This is a genomic window from Kamptonema formosum PCC 6407, from assembly GCF_000332155.1.
In the GTDB taxonomy this organism is placed as follows: Bacteria; Cyanobacteriota; Cyanobacteriia; order Cyanobacteriales; family Microcoleaceae; genus Kamptonema; species Kamptonema formosum.
Map to the genome: position 1 here is coordinate 2,462,365 of NZ_KB235903.1, position 19,865 is coordinate 2,482,229.

Genomic DNA, 19,865 nt, shown 5'->3' on the forward strand with positions numbered 1-19,865 from the left:
TACTCTGTTATTGTCCGTTCAAACAGGTTGAGGTGTGAAGATGAAGATATCAGAAAAAACAATATCGGCTCTCGGAGCTATTATAACGGGTGATGGAGGGCTTTCACCCTATCGTTCTGGCCCACAACTCGTTTCGTTTTTTAATGAATTTGGTTTAAAGGATATATACGGTAGTGGTTTTCCTTCTCGTTGGTCTTACGCCGAAGAGAAGTTGCGTGATTTCAATGATACGCCAACCATGAAAGATATAGTAATTGCCACCTTTGATCCTCGTCATTTTCTTGGAACGAAATACAGTATTAATGCTGCGGTCGAACACCTCAACCAATTTATTGAATTTGATAACTATCAATTACTACCTGCGGGTAAGAAATGGGAACTTTACAAGCTAGGTGGTTCTCAAATTGATTTATCACATCCCTACAATAATTCGGTTGAACTCACACACATCTTTATTTACGAGCAAATTAAAAAATGTGACAGGAAACTTGCTGAAGGCGACTTTGATGGAGCAATAACTAATGCACGATCTCTCGTTGAGGCAGTTTTATCTGCAATTGAAAAAGAGTTTGATAGTAATCCACCAAAATACGATGGGAACCTTCCGAAGCTTTATAAGAGGGTTCAAAAACATTTGAATCTTTCTCCAGATCAGGAAAGTCTTGCAGAATATTTACGGCAAATCCTCTCAGGGCTATCAAGCATAATTCATGGCTTGGCTACTTTGCGAAATGAGATGAGTGATGCTCATGTCATTTTGTATAAACCATTAGAGCATCATGCAAGGTTAGCAGTTAATTCGGCTAAAACACTTTGTGATTTTCTATTTGAAACGAAAGAGTATCAAATCCAGAAGAAGAAAAACAGTGCCACTTAACATTTTAGCAGCAGACGATCTAAAGCCATTGGTGCGGTTGTTAAGGTTATCTGCCGCATTATAATGCCTACCATACAAAAGCCGGGTTATCTAACTAATTCATTCTGTATGCTTTCGGTGTCATACCTGTAAATTGCCGAAACTGTTTGCTCAAATGACTGTGACTATTGAACCCACATAAAAAAGCAATTTCCATAATCGATCGATCTGTTTGTTTCAACAATTGCTTTGCCCGTTCTACTCGTTGCTGAAGCAGATATTGATAAGGAGCTATCCCGATTGATTGCTTAAACTGATGGCTGAAATGAAATTGACTCATCCCCAATAATTCGGCTAAATCTGCCAGCTTAATATCTTGATTCAAATGTTCATTGATGTATTCCAAAATTTGCAAAACTTGACGTTCAGGTAAGCCACCCTCATAAATTGAAAGCTGAGATTTGACCGCAGAATATTGTCTCAGCAGATGTATTGCTAATACATTTGCCAGTGATTCAATATAAAGTCTTCCGCCTAAATTTTCTTGTTTTAGTTCAGCAAAAAGTAGCATTCCCATTGCCTCAATTTGAGGGTCGCGCGTGCGAAATTCTGGGAGTAATTCAAGTCGATCGGGATTCATCGCTAGAGATTCTCTAGCAACGCTTTGAATAAAACGAGACGCAATCCGAATCTCCAAGTAGCGATCGTCACCATCCCAACGTGCAAAAAATGGTGTCTTGGCAGGTGTTATGGAAATATCGCCTTTCCCACATAGTCCCGCATGGGTTCTTCCTCCCTTGATTTGCAGCAAGCGAACAGGACGAGGTGCAAGAGACAGACAAATTGTGTGTTCATCGCTGTAATGAGTGCTTCCCTCTCCTGGCGGATGCTGAAATTCCTCGACTATAATATTTTCCCAACCCTGCTTTTGACTAGACAAGATAGGAAAGCAGGTTGTTTGAGTTTCATCACCCCTTGGCATCTCCATGACACAAAACTAAATCGCGATTATCTGATTGTATTCACTTAAGGATAACACTCACCGATCGCCCAGAAAATTGACCGCACGATTGTGATAGTAGCGCAAGAATTAGATAGCTAAATATGGGTGAGTTTCTCCTAAACTGGAATAGTGTTCTACTAGGAAAAATTATGGCACGCTTGTTACACATTGATTCTAGTCCGCGCGGTGAGCGATCGCACTCTCGCAGGCTTACACGAGAATTTGTTGAAGCTTGGAAACAAACTCATCCTAACGATCTTGTCACCTATCGAGATATCGGTCGCAATCCCGTTCCCCATGTGGATGAAATGTGGATTGCAGGGGCCTATACACCCCCAGAGGAGCGCACCCCTCAACTTCAGGAAGGGATTCGGATTAGCGATGAACTTATAGATGAATTCTTAGCTGCCGATTTCTATGTCATGGGCATTCCCATGTACAATTTTAGCGTTCCCAGTACCTTCAAGGCATATATTGACCAGATTGTACGTCCCGGACGAACCTTTGCTTTTGCGCCAGAAAAGTCTACAAATCCTTACAAACCTCTCGTACTGGGTAAGAAAATGTTGATCGTTACGGCGCGAGGTGCTTCTGGCTTTCAACCTGGCCAGCGCAATGAGAAGATGAATCATCAAGACCCGTATTTAAGAACTGTTTTTGGATTTATTGGCATCACCGATATCAGCTTTATCCATTTTGAAAATGACGAGTCTGATGGCAAAAATTTCGCTGAATTGATCGCATCTGCTCGTACTCAAGTGGCTCAATTAGTGGGAAGTTACAGCAGATTGCAGGCAAGTGAAGTACGGTAAAATAAGTAGGGGGAATTGCCAAAAAGATTTAAAATTGTCAGAAAAAAATGATGTTCGGCAATTCCCACCAAGACATTACCTATCAATGCAAAATCTGTTGTAAAATGATACAACAACATCAGATAGCTCAAGAATATTGCTAGCCTGTTTACGTTACAGTAATAGTATTGATTTTTTGGTTGTTTGTAAGTTGTTAAAAGTTAAGTACTTTGAAAGTTAATTAAGTCTATGAATGCACCCATACCTACTATCGATATGACCTTCCCTCTCTGGGGTTTAGCAATTTTCATCGTGTGGACGATTACTGTCGTTGCTCTTCTGCTTACGGTCAGGATTCGCCATTTATCCGCTGGTGGCTCTCCCAAAGAGTTCGGAATACAAAATGATGAAAGCTTGCTTTGGCGACTATTTCGGGTACAGTCCAACTTAGTAGAAAACCTCCCTTTATATATAGGTGTTGTCTTTCTGCTCACGGTTCGCGGCGTATCGGGAACAGTGGTAGATTTGCTGGTTGTTGTGTACATGATATTTCGGATTGTGCATTCCCTGATTCATATAGCTGGACTTAATCCGATTTTTCGGGTCTTAAGCTTAGTTATTCAGTTAGTTTGTTTGGTTACTTTGACTGCTTTGGCAATCTTTTAGTTAAGAAAATCAACCTTAAAAAGGAGAAAATATGACTACTAAAATTTTCGTGAATCTACCCGTCAAAAATCTCAATAAGTCTGTGGATTTCTTTACTAGCCTCGGCTTTCAGTTTAATCCCCTATTTACTGACGAGACGGCGACTTGCATGATTGTGGGCGAGGATATATTCGTGATGTTATTGACTGAAGACAAGTTCAAGACCTTCACGCCGAAAGAAATTTGTGATGCAACAAAAAACACAGAAGTGCTTGTATGTTTGTCTACCGAGAGCCGAGAAAAAGTTGATGAAATGGTTCGCAAGGCAGTCGCCGCTGGCGGAACAACATACACTGAACCGCAAGATCATGGTTTTATGTATGGACATGGATTTCAAGATTTAGATGGTCACATTTGGGAAATTATGTACATGGAGCCAGATACAATAAATTAGAAGTAATAGTTTCGACAAAAATGGTTTAGATCGTTAACAATCTTTACCATCCGTTGTCCTAATAAAGGAGTCATAATGCAGATTACTGCTTCAGCTATTTCACTCAATGTTGATGATGTTACGGCATCGGCTACGTTCGTCAAGCAACACTTTGGCTTTAGCGAAGATATGTCAGCCGACGGTTTCGTTTCCCTCTCCAGAAAGGACGCTGGTTTTAACCTTATTTTCCTTCGGACTGGACTGGAAAGCTTCAAACCTACGCAGATGCGCGGACATCGAGCAGATGGTCTGTTAGTTGTGTTCGTGGTGGATGATATTGATGGTGAATACGTGCGATTACAAGCAGAAGGCGTGGCGATCGCAACACCAATCGAGACAGAACCTTGGGGAGAGAGATTCTTTCAGGTTGCCGATCCAAACGGTGTCATTATTCAACTCGTCCAGTGGATTTCTGAAGTAAACCCGCAGCTATAAGCTGACTTCAGCCATAGGAAGAGACAATGCAATTCAATGAAGTTACTAAGGGCGAGTGAAGGGGTGTTTGACAGTAATTTATAGGAGGTTTTATGGCGATTACTAATCCCTCGCTTTTTGCATTGAAGCTTGTCTCGGCAATAGGCTGCGGGCTGATGGCTGGAGTCTTTTTCGCCTTCTCAACTTTCGTGATGAGTGCCCTTGCCCGACTTCAACCAGCACAGGGTATTAGCGCCATGCAAGCTATCAATATCACGGCGATTAATCCGTTGTTTATGACGGCGCTATTCGGAACGGCTGCGGCTTGCATCTTTCTGGCTATTTCGTCACTGTTAAAATGGCATCAATCCGCTGCTTACTTGCTCGTTGGTAGCCTGCTCTATCTCGTTGGTACAGTAGGCGTGACGATCGCCTTCAATGTACCGCTAAATGATGCGCTGGCGATTGTCACGCCGGACAGCACTGAGGGCGCGAATCTATGGGCTAGATACCTTACCGACTGGACATTCTGGAACCACGTTAGGACAATCGCCGCCCTTGCAGCATCGGCATTGCTGACGATCGCGCTCTGTGTATAGCTAGGGGCTAGGGGGTAGGGAAAGAGAGGGAGATGGGGGAGATGGGGAGGATGGGGAAGATAGGGGAGATGGGGAGGATGGGGGAGATGGGGGAGATGGGGGAGATGGGGAGGATGGGGGAGATGGGGAGGATGGGGGAGATGGGTAATTAGCAATTAGCCATTACCAATTAGCCATTACCAATTACCAATTACCAATTACCAATTACCAATTACCAATTTGTAAATCTAAATCCTGAGTCGTATCTATAGTTATCAAATACCTTTTTTCAATTTCCGTGAAAGGTTCAGCCGCCAACTGCTGTGAGGTCAATAAATCAACAGTTGCATCGGCAATATCCCCCGTGCGATTTTGAAGGCGCGATCGCAACACTTCAATAGGTGCTGTACAGTGAATTATTTTCCCAGAAATGTTATTAGTTTCAGCACAATTAATAGCGTCCATTCTCAAATTATTGCGATCGTATTTCGCATCCAAAATAACTGTATAACCTTCCTTCGCTAGTAATATTCCCAATTCCAACAATCGGCTGTAAGTCTTGCCATTCATCTCACTAGAATATAAATCATCCCCACCACGCTCATACAAAGGAACGCCACCTAAATGTTTTCGTACCGCATCAGAGCGAATGTGAATTGCATTAAAATGGCGTGCTAAATATCGAGCAACTGTACTCTTACCAGAACCAGACAAACCCGACATCAAAATCATTTGTCCTTGGCAAGATTTTGTGTAATCATAAGCTAGTTGATAATAGTGTGCCGCTGTTTCTTCAGCCTGATTTTTCTCAATAATTGGCACAGCCGGATCGTCTAGTAAAAAAGCAGTTACGTTTGCTCTTACATAAGCCTGACGGATCAAATAAAATCGCAAAATTTGTATTCCTTCCCAATCTCCAGTTTGTTCAATATATGTATTCAAGAACGCATTTGCTAAGTCTTTACGCCCCCGCGCTTCCAAATCCATGACCGTAAAAGCTACGTCATACATAACATCAACAAAACGGAAAGGCTCGTTGAACTCAATGCAATCAAATAACATGATTTTATCGTGCCACAGAGCTATATTTTTCAAATGTAAATCGCCATGACACTCACGAATTTTGTTACTTTGAATGCGGCTAGCAAATAGTTTTTGCCTCTCGCTAAAAAACACTTCTGTATATTGCCTAGTTTCGTCATACTGTTTTTGAGTTTGCGGCCCACCAATATATTTTTCCGAGAGTCGATAATTGTTATTAATAACCTCCCGAATAGGAGGAATTTCCCCAAATTTGCGAATATAGTCGCTAACTTGGGCGCTAGCGTGAAAGTTCGCCAAATCTCGCCCCAAACTCTCTAAATGTTTTTCATTTAGCCGTCCCTGCTCAAACATATTCACAAACAGGAAATCCTGAGAAAATTGCTGCATTTTTAGCACGTATTCCACTGGTAAGCTAAAAGGTTCTAGGGTGAAAATATTGTCACCTTTATGATATATAGGCAAAACTTCTAGGTACAGTTCTGGCGCTCCCCGCTGGTTCATTCGCAACTCTTCTGTGCAAAAATGATGGCGTTTTTCTAAAGTTGAATAGTCTAAAAAACCAAAGTTGACTGGTTTCTTGAGTTTGTAGGCAAAATCTCCCGTTAGCAGTACAAAAGAAATATGAGTTTGAAGCAGTTCAATTGGTTCTGTCACGGAGTGAGGATAAAAATCTGACCGTAACATCTGCTGAATTAGAGGAGGAAGAGAAGCATCTAACATTTTGATTTTGGGTTGGGGTTGATAAATATAAGATTTACGTATGCTTTACGTAACGCCGCCCTCTGGGCGGTGATTAACCGCCCAGAGGGCGGCGTTACAAAGTCATTGCAATGAAAACCGCTATAGTTAATAATTAGTATAAACAAAAATTAAGTTATGACGGAAAATCAAGGTTCGACAGTGGATGTATTTGGCGTGGGTAATGCCTTAGTTGATATTTTGGCATTTGTGGAAGATGATTTTGTGCAACACCATGCTTTGAATCGCGGCTCTATGACTCTGATGGATGCGGAAAAACAGGGGGGGATTTTGCACGATTTAGAGCATACTTCTCTACAACTGCGATCGGGGGGGTCGGCGGCAAATACGATGATTGCTTTGGCTCAGAGTGGCGGTAGCGGCTTTTATTCGGGTAAGGTTGCTAAGGATACAAATGGGGAATTTTATCGACAAGATTTATTGGCGGCGGGGATTGAGTTTAATGTGCATCCGGCCCCTGAGTTGAGCGGGCCTACGGGTACTTGTGTGGTGCTGACGACTCCCGATGCGGAGCGCACTATGTGTACTCATTTAGGAGTTTCTACGACTCTGGCTGCTACTGATATTGATTTAGATCGCCTCAGTCGTGCAAAGTACAGTTATATTGAGGGCTATCTTTGGGATGCGGCCGATCCTCGGAAGGCTAGTATTGAGACAATGGAGCACTCGAAACGCAAGGGAGTAAAGGTTGCTTTTACTTTTTCCGATGCTTTTTTAGTTGATCGATTTGCTGATGATTTTCGGCAGGTAATTGCTAATTATTGCGATGTACTTTTTTGCAATGCCGATGAGGTGCGCCGCTTTTTTGAGCTGGAATCTTTGGAAAAGTGCGCTCAGAATTTGGGGGAATTAGTTAATCTGGCTTTTATTACTGACAGTGCAAATGGTTGTTTGGTGGTAGAAAATAAACAGATTACTAAAGTTGCTGGATTTCCAGTCCAAGCTATTGATACTGTGGGAGCTGGAGATGCTTTTGCCGGGGGCGTTTTATTCGGACTTACTAATAATTTGAGTCCTCAACAGGCGGGACGCTGGGGGAATTATCTCGCCTCCCGCGTGGTAGAGGTTCACGGGCCCCGTCTAGAGGAATCTCAACGCGATCGCATTTGGGAAGTTATTGGTAGTTAACGGTTAACAGTTAACGGTTAACTGTTAACTGTTAACTGTTAAACTGCTGCTGCTGCTGCTGCTTCTTCTGTTGTTTCTTCAGCTCCACCTTGAGATATCAACACGCTTACTACTACTTGATCGGGTTCGCCAACTGGTGTGACTCCCTCTGGTAATTGGAGTTCGTGAATGTGCAGAGCATCTCCTACGTGCATCTCGGAAATATCAACGTTAATAGCTTCGGGGATATTGTCTGGTTTGCACTTGAGTTTGAGTTGCGTCAGTACGGGGTCTAAAATTCCGCCTTCCATTTTAACGCCGACCGCTTCTCCGATAAAATGGAGATTTACTTCTACTTCAAGACTGTCTTGCGTAGCGACGGAGAAAAAGCTGAGGTGATAGGGATGACCTTTCCAAGGGTGAACTTGCACTTCCCGCAGCAAGGTTTTGCCACTCCAAGAAATATCAGGAATATTGAGCTGAATTAGAGCATTGTTGACTACGTGCTTTTTGAGCAGAGTTTCAACGGTTTTGGCATTGATGGTTAGCGCAATGGATTCAGCGCCGCTGTGGCCGTAGAGTACGGCGGGGATTAAACCGGAGCGGCGGAGAGCGTTGGGTTTACTGCCTTCTGCCCGCTTTTGACATTCTACTGTGAGTTCCATTTTGTGTATTCTGGTTTCTTGCTATGACATTCTACCAAATTTATGCTACTGAATCTCAAATTTATTAGAATCGCTGGAGATACTGGTAATTTTCGTTTTCAACACACTTGAGTAATTCTAACAGTTTCCTCATGCCGTAAGTTTCCTGTTGATACTCTTGTTTTGAAGGGTAATCTCCTAGTTTAGTAAGTACAGTTTCGCTTTCGGTAATTATCGCGTCACGAAAAAAGTCTCTGAGTTTTTGGCGAATATCCTGATTTAACTCAACTACAGGTAAAACCACATCTTCCCCATCTAAGTGCAGTTGGGTATCTCTAGATATGCCAATTTTTGCAAATTGAGATTTTGCTAACCATTCGTAAATAGATTCTGTTATTCTTACAGAATCAGATGGTTCACCATTTACTGCATAAAAGCTGATGTCAAACATGGGGATTACTCCTAAGACTTAACATCCATAAACTCACTCAAGGGAATATTTTCAGCGTAAGCTATACCCGCTTGAAAAAATTTAGCTTTACCAGGCCCAGAGATTTTGTTTGCACTCACAACTGCGATGACAGTACCAGTCTCAATAATTTCCGCGATCTCTTTTCCAGAAAGGTATGTAGTTTTGATTTCTATGTATGGTTGATTTATTGTTCTTCTATTTAAAGTTAATTGTGACTCATTGGGGTTTAAGGGATTGTATTGACTGTGAATGTTGCAGATGATTTCTTGAGCTCGCAAAGTATCATTTAGATTTAAGATCGCAATGTCTCCTTTGGGGTCATTCCCAGTGGTTCTCTGGGATGGAATCATCGCTTGAGACAACTTTCTGATAACCCAGCCAACTAAGTCTCTGTGAATTGTTAGCTGGTATATCAGCCGATCTTCATCGGTTATGGGAGCATCATCAGCCATGAGTGGATCTTTAATTTCCTATTCTGGCAAAAGTCTTAGCCTTGAACGCCAACGGATGTGCCATTAGCATACAACAAAGCTCGCTTGGGCCCGTGAATGGGATCTTCTACAATGATAGTTTGATCGCGACTTGCTCCCAAAGAGACGATCGCGATCGGTACTGCCATTAACTCTGCTAAAAACTTCAGATAATCCAAAGCTTCTTTAGGCAAATCTGCCAAAGTCCGACAGTCCTCCGTTGACTGTTTCCAACCCGGCATGGTTTCATAGATAGGCTTGCACCGTGCAAATGTTCGAGAACTACTAGGAAAATCTTCGATGCGATCGCCATCAATTTCATAAGCAACGCAAACTTTAATTTCCTCTAACTCGTCTAAAACATCTAACTTGGTAATAGCTAGACAATCTAAACCATTAATCCGCACCGCATAACGGCCAATGACAGCATCGAACCAACCGCAGCGGCGTTTACGGCCAGTTGTTGTCCCGAATTCTGCGCCGCGATCGCACAAAACTTGTCCCACTCCATCTACCATCTCTGTAGGAAAAGGCCCCTCTCCCACCCGCGTTGTGTACGCTTTCGCTACCCCGATCACGCGATCGATCATCGTCGGGCCCACACCCGCACCCACGCAAGCGCCACCCGCCACTGGATTAGAAGAAGTCACATAGGGATAAGTCCCGTGATCCAAATCTAGCAGCGTCCCTTGAGCTCCCTCAAACAGAATATTTCGCCGCTTCTGAACTGCATCGTAAATCTTCAGAGAACTATCCACAACGTGGGGACGCAACCGTTCCGCATAAGCCAAATATTCCTCAATCACCACTTCCGGGTCAAGGGGCGGCAAATCGTAGAGCTTTTCCAGAATGACGTTCTTATAATTAATCGTCCACTGTAACTGCTTCCGCAATCCGACTGCATCCATCAAGTCAAGGATGCGAATTCCCGTGCGTTCTGACTTATCAGCGTAGGTCGGGCCAATTCCCCGTCCCGTCGTCCCAATTTTATGAGTCCCGCGCCGTTCCTCCGATGCTTGGTCAATCAACCTGTGATAAGGCATCGTGACGTGGGCGGTTTGAGATATCATCAAGTTGCGCGATGAGATATTCAGCGCATCTAGCTGATCCAATTCTTCGATTAAAACCTTCGGGTCAATTACTGTCCCACTGCCGATGATACATTCCGTATCAGGATAGAGAATTCCAGAGGGGATTAAGTGCAGTTTGAAGGTCTGACCGTTTACGACAACGGTGTGACCTGCGTTTACGCCCCCTTGGTAACGTACAACGACATCTGCGGATTTGCTGAGCAAATCAGTAATTTTTCCTTTCCCTTCATCGCCCCATTGGGCACCGATCACAACTACGTTAGCCAAGGGTCTCTCACGAAACGCTAAAGTTGACACAAACTCAAATTATGCACAGATGGTGTCGCTGCTGTCAAATTAATTTTTGTTAATTTTGTTAAGCTTGAAAAAATAAAGGGGAAGTTAGTTATGACTTTACACGCTGAGTTGCACCGTCACCTGGGCGGTTCTGTAGTACCCCGGATTCTGTGGCGGTATTTTGAACGTCACGATGCTGAGATAGCTGGTCGATTTGAAGAATATTCTGAGTTTGAGCAATTTTACACCAAGCCGCGCAACACTCTGGATGAGTATTTAGAACTGCACACTATGGTAGAAAGCGTTCAGACTGCTGAAACTCTACCCTATTTTATCTATCGGTTGATGCGGGGAGCATATATTTTTGAGAATTTAGCTTATTTAGAATTGCGCTATACGCCTTATTTGCGGACACCGGAGCATTTACCGATGTCTGAGAGAATTGAGTTAATGGCGAAGATTGTGGAAATTGTCGGCAAAGCTAGTCGGGTTAGCGATTGTCCGATTGTCACTAGCCAAATTTTGTGTATGCACTCGCGTTTGCCTTTTGAGGTGAATAAGGCGATCGTAGATTTGGCGGCGGGTATGGGGGAATATGTCTGTGCTATTGATGTAGCGGGTGGTGATGCTTGTATTGCCGATCGCTTGGATGAGTTTGTGGGATTGTACCAGTATGCGCGATCGCTCGGCATCAAAACCACTGGCCATCTCTACGAAACACCTTCAGGCTGCTATCCCGAATTATTACCATATTTAATGCGAATTGGTCACGGGATTCAGATACCTTTGAAATATCCAGAATTGTTACCAGAAGTAGCAAAAATGGGGCAATGTTTGGAAGTTTGCCCGACTACTTATTTGAAGACAGGAACGCTTGCGGATTTGCGGGAATTAAAGGTAGTATTTGACCGCTGTTTTGAGGCAGGTGTTGATATTGCTATTTGCACGGATAATGCAGGTTTGCATAATGTCCGATTACCGTTTGAATACGAGACTTTGTTAACTCTGGATGTGATCGATTTTCGGCAATTACAAGCTTGTCAGAATGCGGCTTTTCGCCATGCTTTTGCTTGGCCTTATAAAGAAAGGCCAGAGGATATGTTAACAGGTTTGTTGAAGCCGGAACCTCTTCCCGCAGTCGTTCGCTAGGAGTCTATAGGGTGGGCATTTGCCTCCTTGGTGTCAACTGCCATCTGAAACCCGCCAGGGACTTAAGTCCCCCTCTTATAAATTAAGTCCTCTGAATGAGGACTGAAAAACTTTAGGACTTACGCAGGTCGTCCCAGAAACCGGGTTTTTGAGAGAATCTGTGGGTCATAACGAAGTATTTTCGTCAAAAAACCCGGTTTCTTTGGTTGGGTGCATAAATCCTGAACTTATTAGTCCTCTTCAGAGGACTTGATCTTTGAGACAGGGGTTTTAACCCCTGTCGGAATGAGGGTTTGACCTTAAGTTGACACCAATGTCTTGGCCCAGCTTCCGCAGCAGTTAAATGAGATAAAGAAGTAAAAGTGAAAAAAATAAAAATTCATCCATTTGAGGTTGTAAATGGATTGTTTACATTACAATTATAAACCGTATTTTTACTTAGGCAGGAGCACTTCTGCTGGCAATAGAATAGTAAAAGTAGAGCCCTTACCAACCTCACTTTCAACGAAGATATCTCCACCCATAATCCGAGACAACTTTTTAGTAATTGCTAACCCTAATCCAGTCCCCCCATACTCTCGTGTAGTTGAAGCATCAGCCTGAGTGAATGGTTGGAACAGTTTTTCCATTCGTTCTGGAGATATCCCAACGCCAGTATCAGTTACCTTAAATAAAATATAGAGTATGGCTGATTTGTGTTCTTCCCCATTGAGCGTTCCAGATTTCCGATACTCTTTTTCTACCTTAATAGTAATTTTACCTTTCTTTGTAAATTTGCAGGCATTACTAAGCAAATTAAATAAACTCTGACGTACCTTAGTTAAGTCAGTTTTCATATAACCAAGATTGTCTGCACAGTCAACTACCAAGACATTAGCATTTTTCTCGACCAGTGGTCGAACCATTATGATGATTTCCCTAATCAACAGTGAGATATTAACGGTTTCCAAGTAAAGTTCAACTTTGCCAGATTCAATCTTGGACAAGTCAAGAATGTCGTTAATTAGACCCAGTAAATGTGTGCCTGCACCGTGAATTCTTTTCAGGTCAGGGATTAAGTCTTCTTGAGCTAAATCTTCTGCTTCTTCTTGCAACATTTCACTATAGCCGATAATCGCATTCAGGGGGGTGCGGAGTTCATGGCTCATGTTAGCAAGAAACTGGCTTTTAGCAATATTCGCTGCTTCTGCTGCTTCTTTAGCGGCTAATAATTCCACAGTCCGTAATTTAACTTTTTCTTCTAGTAGTTGCTTCTGCTGTTCTAGTTTTCTAGTTAAATTATATAATTTTAAATGAATTCTAATTCTTGCTAACACTTCTTCACTTTGGAAGGGTTTAGAAATATAATCTACGGCTCCTACAGATAATCCATTAACTTTATTATTTGAATCAGATAAAGCGGTTAAAAAAATAATCGGAATTTCGCAGGTTAAGGGATTAGCTTTCAATCGCCGACAAGTTTCAAAACCATCAATACCAGGCATCATTATATCTAATAAAATTAGTTCTGGCTGATGATATTCTACTTGTTCAATCGCAGTTTCACCATCAATAGCAACCGAAACTTGATAACCCACATCTGTCAATATGTGGGCTAAAACTTCTAGGTTATTGGGATTATCATCTACAATCAAAATAGATTGTTCTTCTGAAATTTCACTCATAAAGCCACCAGGAATTATTCATTATTCACCCTCAGATTCCGCTAGGTATTTTTCTATGTATGTTCGCACCTGTTTAAGCTTAAAAGCTTTAGCAAATTCGCGCAGATGTTGAACAAAAGGTATAAACTCATTGTCTATCTGTTCAATTCTCGTCAACTCTTGTAGTAAATCCTTAATCAATCCCTTACGACTAAGATTATACAGTATAAGCAAGTCTTCATGTGATGGGGGCAGAACTGCAACAGCTATTTCAGAGTTTGTCAAGGCGTGTTTACTTTCCGGTTGTAATTTTTCTTCATAGATCCATTCTAAGTTCAGGAGAGTTTTGATCGCCTCTAACAGGCTATCAGCTTGGATAGGTTTGGGCAAAAATTCATTAGCTCCAACATCAATACTTTTTTGCATATCTGACTGGAATACACTGGCTGAAGACACGATCACTGATAAATTAGCAAATGGTGGCAATTTTCGCAAATTTCTAACCATTTCATGGCCATCCATAATCGGCATAGCAATATCAGTAATAACCAGGTTTGGTTGAACCTCAGCAATTTTATCCAGTCCTTCTTGACCATTTTCAGCTTCAAAAAGTATAAATCCAATAGGGCTGAGTAAATTGACAATAACAGAACGGTTTTCCCAACGGTCATCTACTACTAAAATTTTTAGCCGATCGCCTTTGAAACCAGTAATAATTCCCTGCTGAGAACTTTTAGTATTTTTTGCCCATTCCTTAGCTTCGGGTAAATCTATCTCAAAACAGAAAACACTACCTTTTCCTAATTCACTTTCAACTTCCAAGGTACTGCCCATCATATCAACAATGTTTTTGCTGATAGCTAATCCTAGTCCAGTCCCTTCTGATTGCTTCTTCATATTACCAGACTGCTCAAATGGCAAAAAGATATTTTTAATATGATCCTTGGATATACCAACTCCAGTATCTTCAACTTGAAATCGAATACGATATAAATTTACTTCCCGATCCTCACTTTCCACTTTTCGAGAGTTGATCAGAAATTTTACGCTACCTTGTTCAGTAAACTTAATCGCATTCCCCAGTAAGTTAATCAACACCTGCCGCAATCGTTTTTCATCCGTATGAATGCCAAGGGGTATTACGCCCTCAGTTTGATCTATAAAATCAATCCCTTTTTGTTCAGCCTTAATTCGACAGATTTCAATTACTGCTTCCAAAAATGAGGGAAAATAAAAATCCGCAGCATAGATTTCCATTTTCCGGGCTTCGATTTTAGAAAAATCGAGAATATCATTGATCAGAGTGAGTAAATGCGTACCACATTGGTTAATAATGCCGATCCCTTTTTGATCCAATTCTACCAAGCTTTTTGACCGCTGGAGAATTTGGGCATAGCCTAAGATACCATTAAGAGGTGTACGCAATTCATGACTCATGTTGGCGAGAAACTCGCTTTTGGCACGGTTAGCACTATCGGCAATTTCTTTTGCTTCTTTAAGTTCTACAGTGCGCTCTGCAACTCGAATTTCTAAATCCTGATTTAGAAGTTCTGCTTGTTGACGGGCTTCTTCAATAGCAAATACTTGAGGTAAAGTTGTCCAGCAAGCGATCGCTACCCCCACAAATGCCACAATCATTACTAGAACTAGGATTAGGTTATTCTGCTGTTCGCTTGTACCTTGATTAAGCACCGATCTAAATGCCCAACCCATCAGAACTCCTCCACATACCAGGGCAATGATGGTTGTTACCTGAAACATTAACAAGTCTTGCATTGTTCCAGCAGCACTGTACTGATATCGCTCAATCCACCAAGCTGGTCGAAGAATAGGAAGTCGAATACGTCGAATCGCAAAATCTATTACTAAAATTGCCATCGGAGAAAGTAAACCAATCAAAAAGTATTGCCATTCCCAAGCTAAACCACCTACAAATAGAACGATCGCTTCCACGAAGAAAATTACTAATGACAGACGAGGGGCTAACACACCGGGATTATCGCGTTGTAACCACATAGATAAATGCAGCACTGTGAAAGACACAAACCAGCCAACATTACCAACAACCACGATATGGGGAACATCACCCCAGATGAGAAAGAACATTGATAGCCCAAATATCATTGCTAAAGCAGGGCCAAATACTCCGCGTGGAGATACAACGCCAAAGACTGGTGCCAGGTATTTATCTAGTGCAAGTTGATAAAGTATTCGAGGACAATTAGAAACAGCAGTAGCAATAGTAAGTAAACAAGAAGAAGTAAGTAAAAAAGTAACAAATAAGGATGCAGATTGCCCCCAAAAGGGTTTCGCCGCACCTACCAAATTGATAAATGAATCACTAGCACTAGCACCTTCCAAAGTATTACCAGGGGCTAAACGCATTACAACCCAAGTCCCAGCGGTAAAAATAACTGCACCTGTCCAAGCAGCAACATCTAGGAAACGGAGAGTTTGAATTGGGCTACGACTATCCGCCACAAATGAGGAAGCAGTCTCACTACTATAAGTGACAAAGGTGGCAAAAAATAACCATTTTGCCCATTCTGTAAAGTTTAATGAACCCCAACTTGTGGGAAAAAAACCAGGACTATCGGGAGATAAAATTAGCCAGCCCATGCCTTGAAAACTGAATGTTAGCAGTAGGCCAATAGACGGCATAATAAAAAAGAATAACAAGATGCTTACAGCTCTTGTACCACTTAAAGCTAAGATAAAAGGCAAGAGCATAAACCCCACCCGCAGGAACATTGTTGGTAGCTGAATATCAAATACCTGAAGATTCGACTTAACTAGATCGGTGAGGATAATCGCATTTAAAGATATACTGGAAGTCCAATTCAACAAATATCCAATTGCTGCATAACGAGCCACAATTGGATAGCGATGTAATAACCTCGCCATATAGTTAGGAGTACCCCCAGTCATATCTACCGAGCCTATTCCTAGCCTTTTTACCTGATAGTTAATTAACACCCCAATGAAAGTTGCTGGTAGCCAAACTAGCAAAGCTAATGGCCCTATTGCCGCATTAATGCTGGAGACTACCCCTGTCCAGCCAGGAATACCGGCTAAGCCAAAGCTATAGGTTTCCAGAGAGGTAAGACTGCGAGAAAGATGAGGTTTGGAAGATATATCTGATTGAGAATTATTCATCGTAAGTATGAGTTAATTAAATAGGTTGGGGTAAAAAACCAAGCTGTACGAAATATGACAAATAAGCCTTTAGCACGGTCGAGTTAATGGTGGGACAGATAATATTAGTATCACTTAGTCCTCTCTTGGTGTTGGCAGTATCAAATAGATGGGATAATGCTAAGGGAGTTGTTTCGATAAAAGTTTTTTCCTGATTTGATGTCTTCTTAATAAACAATGATGCCATCGGAGTTAAAGCATTTTCTGGAGACGTATTCAGTAACTTTACCTGCCAGTTTTGGTAGGGAATAGAAGGAACTGGATAGCCTAGTAAGTTAATGTCCGCAACCAATTGTTTAATTGATAAAAAAGACGGACTTAAGATATGAAAAGATTGCTCGAAGGCTTTGGGTTGACATGACAAATGATAAATTGCTTTAACTACATAGTCTACAGGAGCAAGGTTCATACTCATTTCCATCTCGGGTGCAGATCCCATTTGAATAAATCCTTTAATCATTCTACAAATCATGTTGCCAAGCTGAAAAGCACCTGTTTGACTATGCCCTGTTACCATGCCTAGTCGATAAATAGAGACGGGTACGCCGCGATCGCGAGCCGCCATGACTAATTTTTCAGCCACCCATTTACTTTGGGAATAACCATCCGCATATCCTTCACAACCGAGTAACGCCTCTGTCTCTAAAATTAATTTCCTGTTTTCATAGTTAGAAGATTGAAACACATCTAAGGTAGAAATATGATGTACTGGAATGGTCTTACTCCGAACTGCTAGACGTAATACTTCCTTGGTGCCACCAACATTTACATCACGCAAAGCAATATAAGGATAAACTAAATTTACATAAGCACCACAGTGATAAATAACTTCAAGTCTCTCTGCCAACTCAGTAAACTGGACTTCAGATAATCCGAATAAAGGCTTTGATAAATCTCCAACTACGGGCACAATCCTCGATCCAAATTCTTCTCGCCAAATTTGATAATTCTCTAAAGTTTTCCGTAATCGCTGACTAGCTTCTTCCTTACTATTAGCACGAATTAGACAGTAAATAGTGGACTGAGGATTTTTATGCAGTAATTCTTGAAGAAGAAAAGCACCAATGAATCCTGTCGCACCTGTTAAGAATATATAATCTATTTTTGTGGGATTAATCTTGAGAGGGCAGATTTTTTCATCTAAAACTGCATCAGCCCATAACTCGGCAGGAGTGGTTTCAAATTTGACGGTAGAGCCACAAGCTTGCACTGCCTCAATCACTTCAGCTAATCCAGCAATTGTATTAGCTTTGAATAGATACTCTAAAGAGATTTCTACCTCTAATGTTTCCCGAATACGAGATAATAATACTGCACTAAGGAGTGAATTACCTCCTGATTCAAAAAAGTTTTGATAAATCCCAACTTCGATGCCCAAAACAGAAGTCCAAATACGGGTAAGTTGTTCTTCTAGTTCGGTACGAGGCGGAACAATTTCCTCTAGAATATTCAAGTTAGGAACTGGCAAAGCCTGACGATTAACCTTAGCGTTAGGAGTTAATGGCAAGGCATCTAGAAAGACAATAATTGTCGGTACCATATATTTTGGTAGTTTATCTTTCAACCACATTCCGATCTCCACTGGATGCAGCTTTGACGATCTCGATTTTAACACCAGATATGCAACCAAACGACGATCTTCAGGAGAATCTTCGCGGACAACTACTACGCACTCCTGTACCGCAGAATGTTGCAAGAGAGTAGTTTCGATATCTCCTAATTCGATCCGATGACCGAAAATCTTTACTTGGGAGTCAATTCGTCCAATAATCGCAATATTACCGTCTGCTAGATAGCGAACCAGATCTCCTGTTTTGTAAAGACGGGCTGTAGGATCTTGACTAAACGGATCTTTGACAAATTTTTCTGAAGTAAGTTCAGGGCGATTGAGATAGCCGCGTCCTAATCCCAACCCACCAATATAAAGCTCTCCCTCTCCTTCTGTAATAGATTGTAAAGTATTATTCTTGCCTCGGGCGGATTCTCTAATTACATAAATTTTGGTATTTAAAATTGGGCTACCAATAGATATGGAGCTATTGCCTGGTTTGATCCTAGAAACAGTTGACCAAACTGTGGTTTCAGTTGGCCCATACATATTCCAAAGAGTAGCACATCTTTCTAGGAGTTGGTTGGCTAAAGTCCTAGTCATGGCTTCGCCCCCGCAAATAATTTTCAGCTCGGGCTTACCCTGCCAACCAATTGCTAATAACATTCGCCAAGTGGCTGGCGTAGCTTGGATAAATGTAGCACCAGATTCGGCGATCGCTTTGGCAAGTTGATTAGCATCTGATGCTACTTCCCGACTGACAATTACCTGAGTAGCTCCCACTATTAGGGGTAAGAACAGATCGGGAACTGATAAATCAAAAGAAAATGTAGTCAATGCCAAGAGAACATCTTCAGATGTCATTCCTGGTTCTTTTTGCATGGATAATAAGAGATTTACTACTGCACGATGAAGGATTTGCACCCCTTTTGGCTTACCAGTAGAACCAGATGTATAAATTGTATAAGCTAAGTTTTCAGAGGAGACAACACCTATCATATTTTGATTGCTAAACTGGGAGATAGCATCCCAATCCTCATCTAAACAAACGATCTGATTTGGGCGTTGAATTAAGTTTTCTAATAGGTGTTTTTGAGTTATTAAAACAGGTGACTGGGAGTCTTCTAGCATTAAAGCAATACGATCCGCAGGATAACTTGGGTCAAGAGGAACGTAAGCACCGCCAGCCTTTAAGACTCCCAAAAGTCCGATCAGCATATTCAAGGAACGATCGACGCATACTCCAATAAGGGTTTCTGAATTAACACCTAAGCTTTTCAGATAATGCGCTAATTGATTGGCTTTTTGATTTAATTCTTGATAAGTGATTTGCTCGGATTGAAAAATTGCCGCAATAGCATTTGGCGTTTGCTCTACTTGCGATTCTACTAATGTATGAATGCAGGAATTTTCGATGTTTTTCATTACAAACCTTGTTAAATAAAATGTGACAAATCTAGAGCGCGACGGGTGTGAAATTTTAGCATTTATTAGGTAGCCATTGCTTGCGCTTTACCGTCTTTGTTTAGGTTGCAAAGGTGGTAATCAATGGCACCAAACTTTTGGTTGTGGCATAGACTCATATAATTTACTAGATCCAACTAAACTCATCCGGAAGAAAACGAAAATTTAGGTAAATTTATAACTACCTTTCCGCAGCCTTAACTGCCACATGGGTGATTTCGA

General features: G+C 41.7%; 17 protein-coding genes. 8 read left to right on the plus strand and 9 right to left on the minus strand.

What is annotated here, in order from left to right; genetic code table 11:
* Positions 1 to 40 precede the first annotated feature (40 nt).
* The gene (locus OSCIL6407_RS0115690; protein WP_007354652.1) at positions 41 to 877 is read left to right on the plus strand and encodes an abortive infection family protein; all 837 of its coding nucleotides are present in this window, start codon (positions 41 to 43) and stop codon (positions 875 to 877) included.
* 94 nt (positions 878 to 971) lie between these two features.
* Here the strand turns inward: OSCIL6407_RS0115690 and OSCIL6407_RS0115695 are convergent, their stop codons facing one another.
* A complete protein-coding gene (locus OSCIL6407_RS0115695; protein ID WP_007354651.1) occupies positions 972 to 1,844 on the minus strand; it encodes a helix-turn-helix domain-containing protein in 873 nt (290 codons plus the stop codon).
* Between the two features lie 164 nt (positions 1,845 to 2,008).
* Between OSCIL6407_RS0115695 and OSCIL6407_RS0115700 the strand changes: the two genes are divergently transcribed.
* From OSCIL6407_RS0115700 to OSCIL6407_RS0115720, 5 genes are all read left to right on the plus strand, one after another.
* Positions 2,009 to 2,671 carry an FMN-dependent NADH-azoreductase gene (locus tag OSCIL6407_RS0115700; RefSeq protein ID WP_007354650.1) on the plus strand — a complete coding sequence of 221 codons (663 nt, stop codon included), beginning with the start codon at positions 2,009 to 2,011 and terminating at the stop codon, positions 2,669 to 2,671.
* A gap of 228 nt (positions 2,672 to 2,899) precedes the next feature.
* Positions 2,900 to 3,316 carry an MAPEG family protein gene (locus tag OSCIL6407_RS0115705; protein ID WP_007354649.1) on the plus strand — a complete coding sequence of 139 codons (417 nt, stop codon included), beginning with the start codon at positions 2,900 to 2,902 and terminating at the stop codon, positions 3,314 to 3,316.
* A 31-nt stretch (positions 3,317 to 3,347) separates the two neighbouring features.
* Positions 3,348 to 3,749: a VOC family protein gene (locus OSCIL6407_RS0115710; RefSeq protein WP_007354648.1), complete on the plus strand. Its 402-nt coding sequence runs from the start codon at positions 3,348 to 3,350 to the stop codon at positions 3,747 to 3,749.
* 75 nt (positions 3,750 to 3,824) lie between these two features.
* On the plus strand, positions 3,825 to 4,223 hold the full coding sequence (locus OSCIL6407_RS0115715; protein ID WP_007354647.1) for a VOC family protein: 399 nt from the start codon (positions 3,825 to 3,827) through the stop codon (positions 4,221 to 4,223).
* Positions 4,224 to 4,414: 191 nt separating this feature from the next.
* Positions 4,415 to 4,801 (plus strand): anthrone oxygenase family protein, encoded by a 387-nt coding sequence (locus tag OSCIL6407_RS0115720; protein ID WP_234708729.1) that lies wholly within the window; start codon positions 4,415 to 4,417, stop codon positions 4,799 to 4,801.
* 204 nt (positions 4,802 to 5,005) lie between these two features.
* Here OSCIL6407_RS0115720 and OSCIL6407_RS0115730 read toward each other — a convergent pair whose 3' ends face one another.
* Positions 5,006 to 6,544 (minus strand): bifunctional aminoglycoside phosphotransferase/ATP-binding protein, encoded by a 1,539-nt coding sequence (locus OSCIL6407_RS0115730; RefSeq protein WP_019487412.1) that lies wholly within the window; start codon positions 6,542 to 6,544, stop codon positions 5,006 to 5,008.
* A 156-nt stretch (positions 6,545 to 6,700) separates the two neighbouring features.
* Between OSCIL6407_RS0115730 and OSCIL6407_RS0115735 the strand changes: the two genes are divergently transcribed.
* Positions 6,701 to 7,711 (plus strand): adenosine kinase, encoded by a 1,011-nt coding sequence (locus tag OSCIL6407_RS0115735; RefSeq protein ID WP_007353415.1) that lies wholly within the window; start codon positions 6,701 to 6,703, stop codon positions 7,709 to 7,711.
* 38 nt (positions 7,712 to 7,749) lie between these two features.
* Here OSCIL6407_RS0115735 and OSCIL6407_RS0115740 read toward each other — a convergent pair whose 3' ends face one another.
* The 4 genes from OSCIL6407_RS0115740 to OSCIL6407_RS0115755 all read right to left on the minus strand — a co-directional run bounded on the left by OSCIL6407_RS0115740 (position 7,750) and on the right by OSCIL6407_RS0115755 (position 10,634).
* Positions 7,750 to 8,355, minus strand: coding sequence for a 50S ribosomal protein L25/general stress protein Ctc (locus OSCIL6407_RS0115740; protein ID WP_007353414.1), 606 nt, complete (start codon positions 8,353 to 8,355; stop codon positions 7,750 to 7,752).
* A gap of 64 nt (positions 8,356 to 8,419) precedes the next feature.
* Complete coding sequence (locus OSCIL6407_RS0115745; RefSeq protein ID WP_007353413.1) at positions 8,420 to 8,785, minus strand: hypothetical protein; 366 nt, start codon at positions 8,783 to 8,785, stop codon at positions 8,420 to 8,422.
* 11 nt (positions 8,786 to 8,796) lie between these two features.
* Positions 8,797 to 9,258, minus strand: coding sequence for a hypothetical protein (locus OSCIL6407_RS0115750; RefSeq protein WP_007353412.1), 462 nt, complete (start codon positions 9,256 to 9,258; stop codon positions 8,797 to 8,799).
* A 35-nt stretch (positions 9,259 to 9,293) separates the two neighbouring features.
* Positions 9,294 to 10,634, minus strand: coding sequence for an adenylosuccinate synthase (locus tag OSCIL6407_RS0115755; RefSeq protein ID WP_007353411.1), 1,341 nt, complete (start codon positions 10,632 to 10,634; stop codon positions 9,294 to 9,296).
* Positions 10,635 to 10,754: 120 nt separating this feature from the next.
* On the opposite strand from OSCIL6407_RS0115755, the gene OSCIL6407_RS0115760 reads away from it, so the two are divergent.
* Positions 10,755 to 11,792: an adenosine deaminase gene (locus OSCIL6407_RS0115760; RefSeq protein WP_007353410.1), complete on the plus strand. Its 1,038-nt coding sequence runs from the start codon at positions 10,755 to 10,757 to the stop codon at positions 11,790 to 11,792.
* A 434-nt stretch (positions 11,793 to 12,226) separates the two neighbouring features.
* On the opposite strand, the gene OSCIL6407_RS0115765 is transcribed toward OSCIL6407_RS0115760, so the two are convergent.
* From OSCIL6407_RS0115765 to OSCIL6407_RS0115775, 3 genes are read right to left on the minus strand one after another with little or no spacing between them, the layout of a single operon-like run.
* The gene (locus OSCIL6407_RS0115765; RefSeq protein ID WP_007353409.1) at positions 12,227 to 13,456 is read right to left on the minus strand and encodes an ATP-binding response regulator; all 1,230 of its coding nucleotides are present in this window, start codon (positions 13,454 to 13,456) and stop codon (positions 12,227 to 12,229) included.
* A gap of 21 nt (positions 13,457 to 13,477) precedes the next feature.
* Entirely contained in the window at positions 13,478 to 16,591 is a 3,114-nt protein-coding gene (locus OSCIL6407_RS0115770) for an ATP-binding protein (RefSeq protein WP_007353408.1), read from the minus strand.
* 16 nt (positions 16,592 to 16,607) lie between these two features.
* A complete protein-coding gene (locus OSCIL6407_RS0115775) occupies positions 16,608 to 19,604 on the minus strand; it encodes a non-ribosomal peptide synthetase family protein (RefSeq protein WP_007353407.1) in 2,997 nt (998 codons plus the stop codon).
* Positions 19,605 to 19,865 lie beyond the last annotated feature (261 nt).

Bases quoted from the DNA above. Each gene is read 5' to 3' on its own strand.
- OSCIL6407_RS0115695 (WP_007354651.1), bottom strand. From the start codon at position 1,844: ATGGAGATGCCAAGGGGTGATGAAACTCAAACAACCTGCTTTCCTATC.
- OSCIL6407_RS0115740 (WP_007353414.1), bottom strand. From the start codon at position 8,355: ATGGAACTCACAGTAGAATGTCAAAAGCGGGCAGAAGGCAGTAAACCC.
- OSCIL6407_RS0115765 (WP_007353409.1), bottom strand. From the start codon at position 13,456: ATGAGTGAAATTTCAGAAGAACAATCTATTTTGATTGTAGATGATAAT.
- OSCIL6407_RS0115775 (WP_007353407.1), bottom strand. From the start codon at position 19,604: ATGAAAAACATCGAAAATTCCTGCATTCATACATTAGTAGAATCGCAA.
- OSCIL6407_RS0115720 (WP_234708729.1), top strand. From the start codon at position 4,415: ATGAGTGCCCTTGCCCGACTTCAACCAGCACAGGGTATTAGCGCCATG.
- OSCIL6407_RS0115730 (WP_019487412.1), bottom strand. From the start codon at position 6,544: ATGTTAGATGCTTCTCTTCCTCCTCTAATTCAGCAGATGTTACGGTCA.
- OSCIL6407_RS0115750 (WP_007353412.1), bottom strand. From the start codon at position 9,258: ATGGCTGATGATGCTCCCATAACCGATGAAGATCGGCTGATATACCAG.
- OSCIL6407_RS0115690 (WP_007354652.1), top strand. From the start codon at position 41: ATGAAGATATCAGAAAAAACAATATCGGCTCTCGGAGCTATTATAACG.
- OSCIL6407_RS0115710 (WP_007354648.1), top strand. From the start codon at position 3,348: ATGACTACTAAAATTTTCGTGAATCTACCCGTCAAAAATCTCAATAAG.
- OSCIL6407_RS0115705 (WP_007354649.1), top strand. From the start codon at position 2,900: ATGAATGCACCCATACCTACTATCGATATGACCTTCCCTCTCTGGGGT.
- OSCIL6407_RS0115770 (WP_007353408.1), bottom strand. From the start codon at position 16,591: ATGAATAATTCTCAATCAGATATATCTTCCAAACCTCATCTTTCTCGC.
- OSCIL6407_RS0115745 (WP_007353413.1), bottom strand. From the start codon at position 8,785: ATGTTTGACATCAGCTTTTATGCAGTAAATGGTGAACCATCTGATTCT.
- OSCIL6407_RS0115735 (WP_007353415.1), top strand. From the start codon at position 6,701: ATGACGGAAAATCAAGGTTCGACAGTGGATGTATTTGGCGTGGGTAAT.
- OSCIL6407_RS0115700 (WP_007354650.1), top strand. From the start codon at position 2,009: ATGGCACGCTTGTTACACATTGATTCTAGTCCGCGCGGTGAGCGATCG.
- OSCIL6407_RS0115715 (WP_007354647.1), top strand. From the start codon at position 3,825: ATGCAGATTACTGCTTCAGCTATTTCACTCAATGTTGATGATGTTACG.
- OSCIL6407_RS0115760 (WP_007353410.1), top strand. From the start codon at position 10,755: ATGACTTTACACGCTGAGTTGCACCGTCACCTGGGCGGTTCTGTAGTA.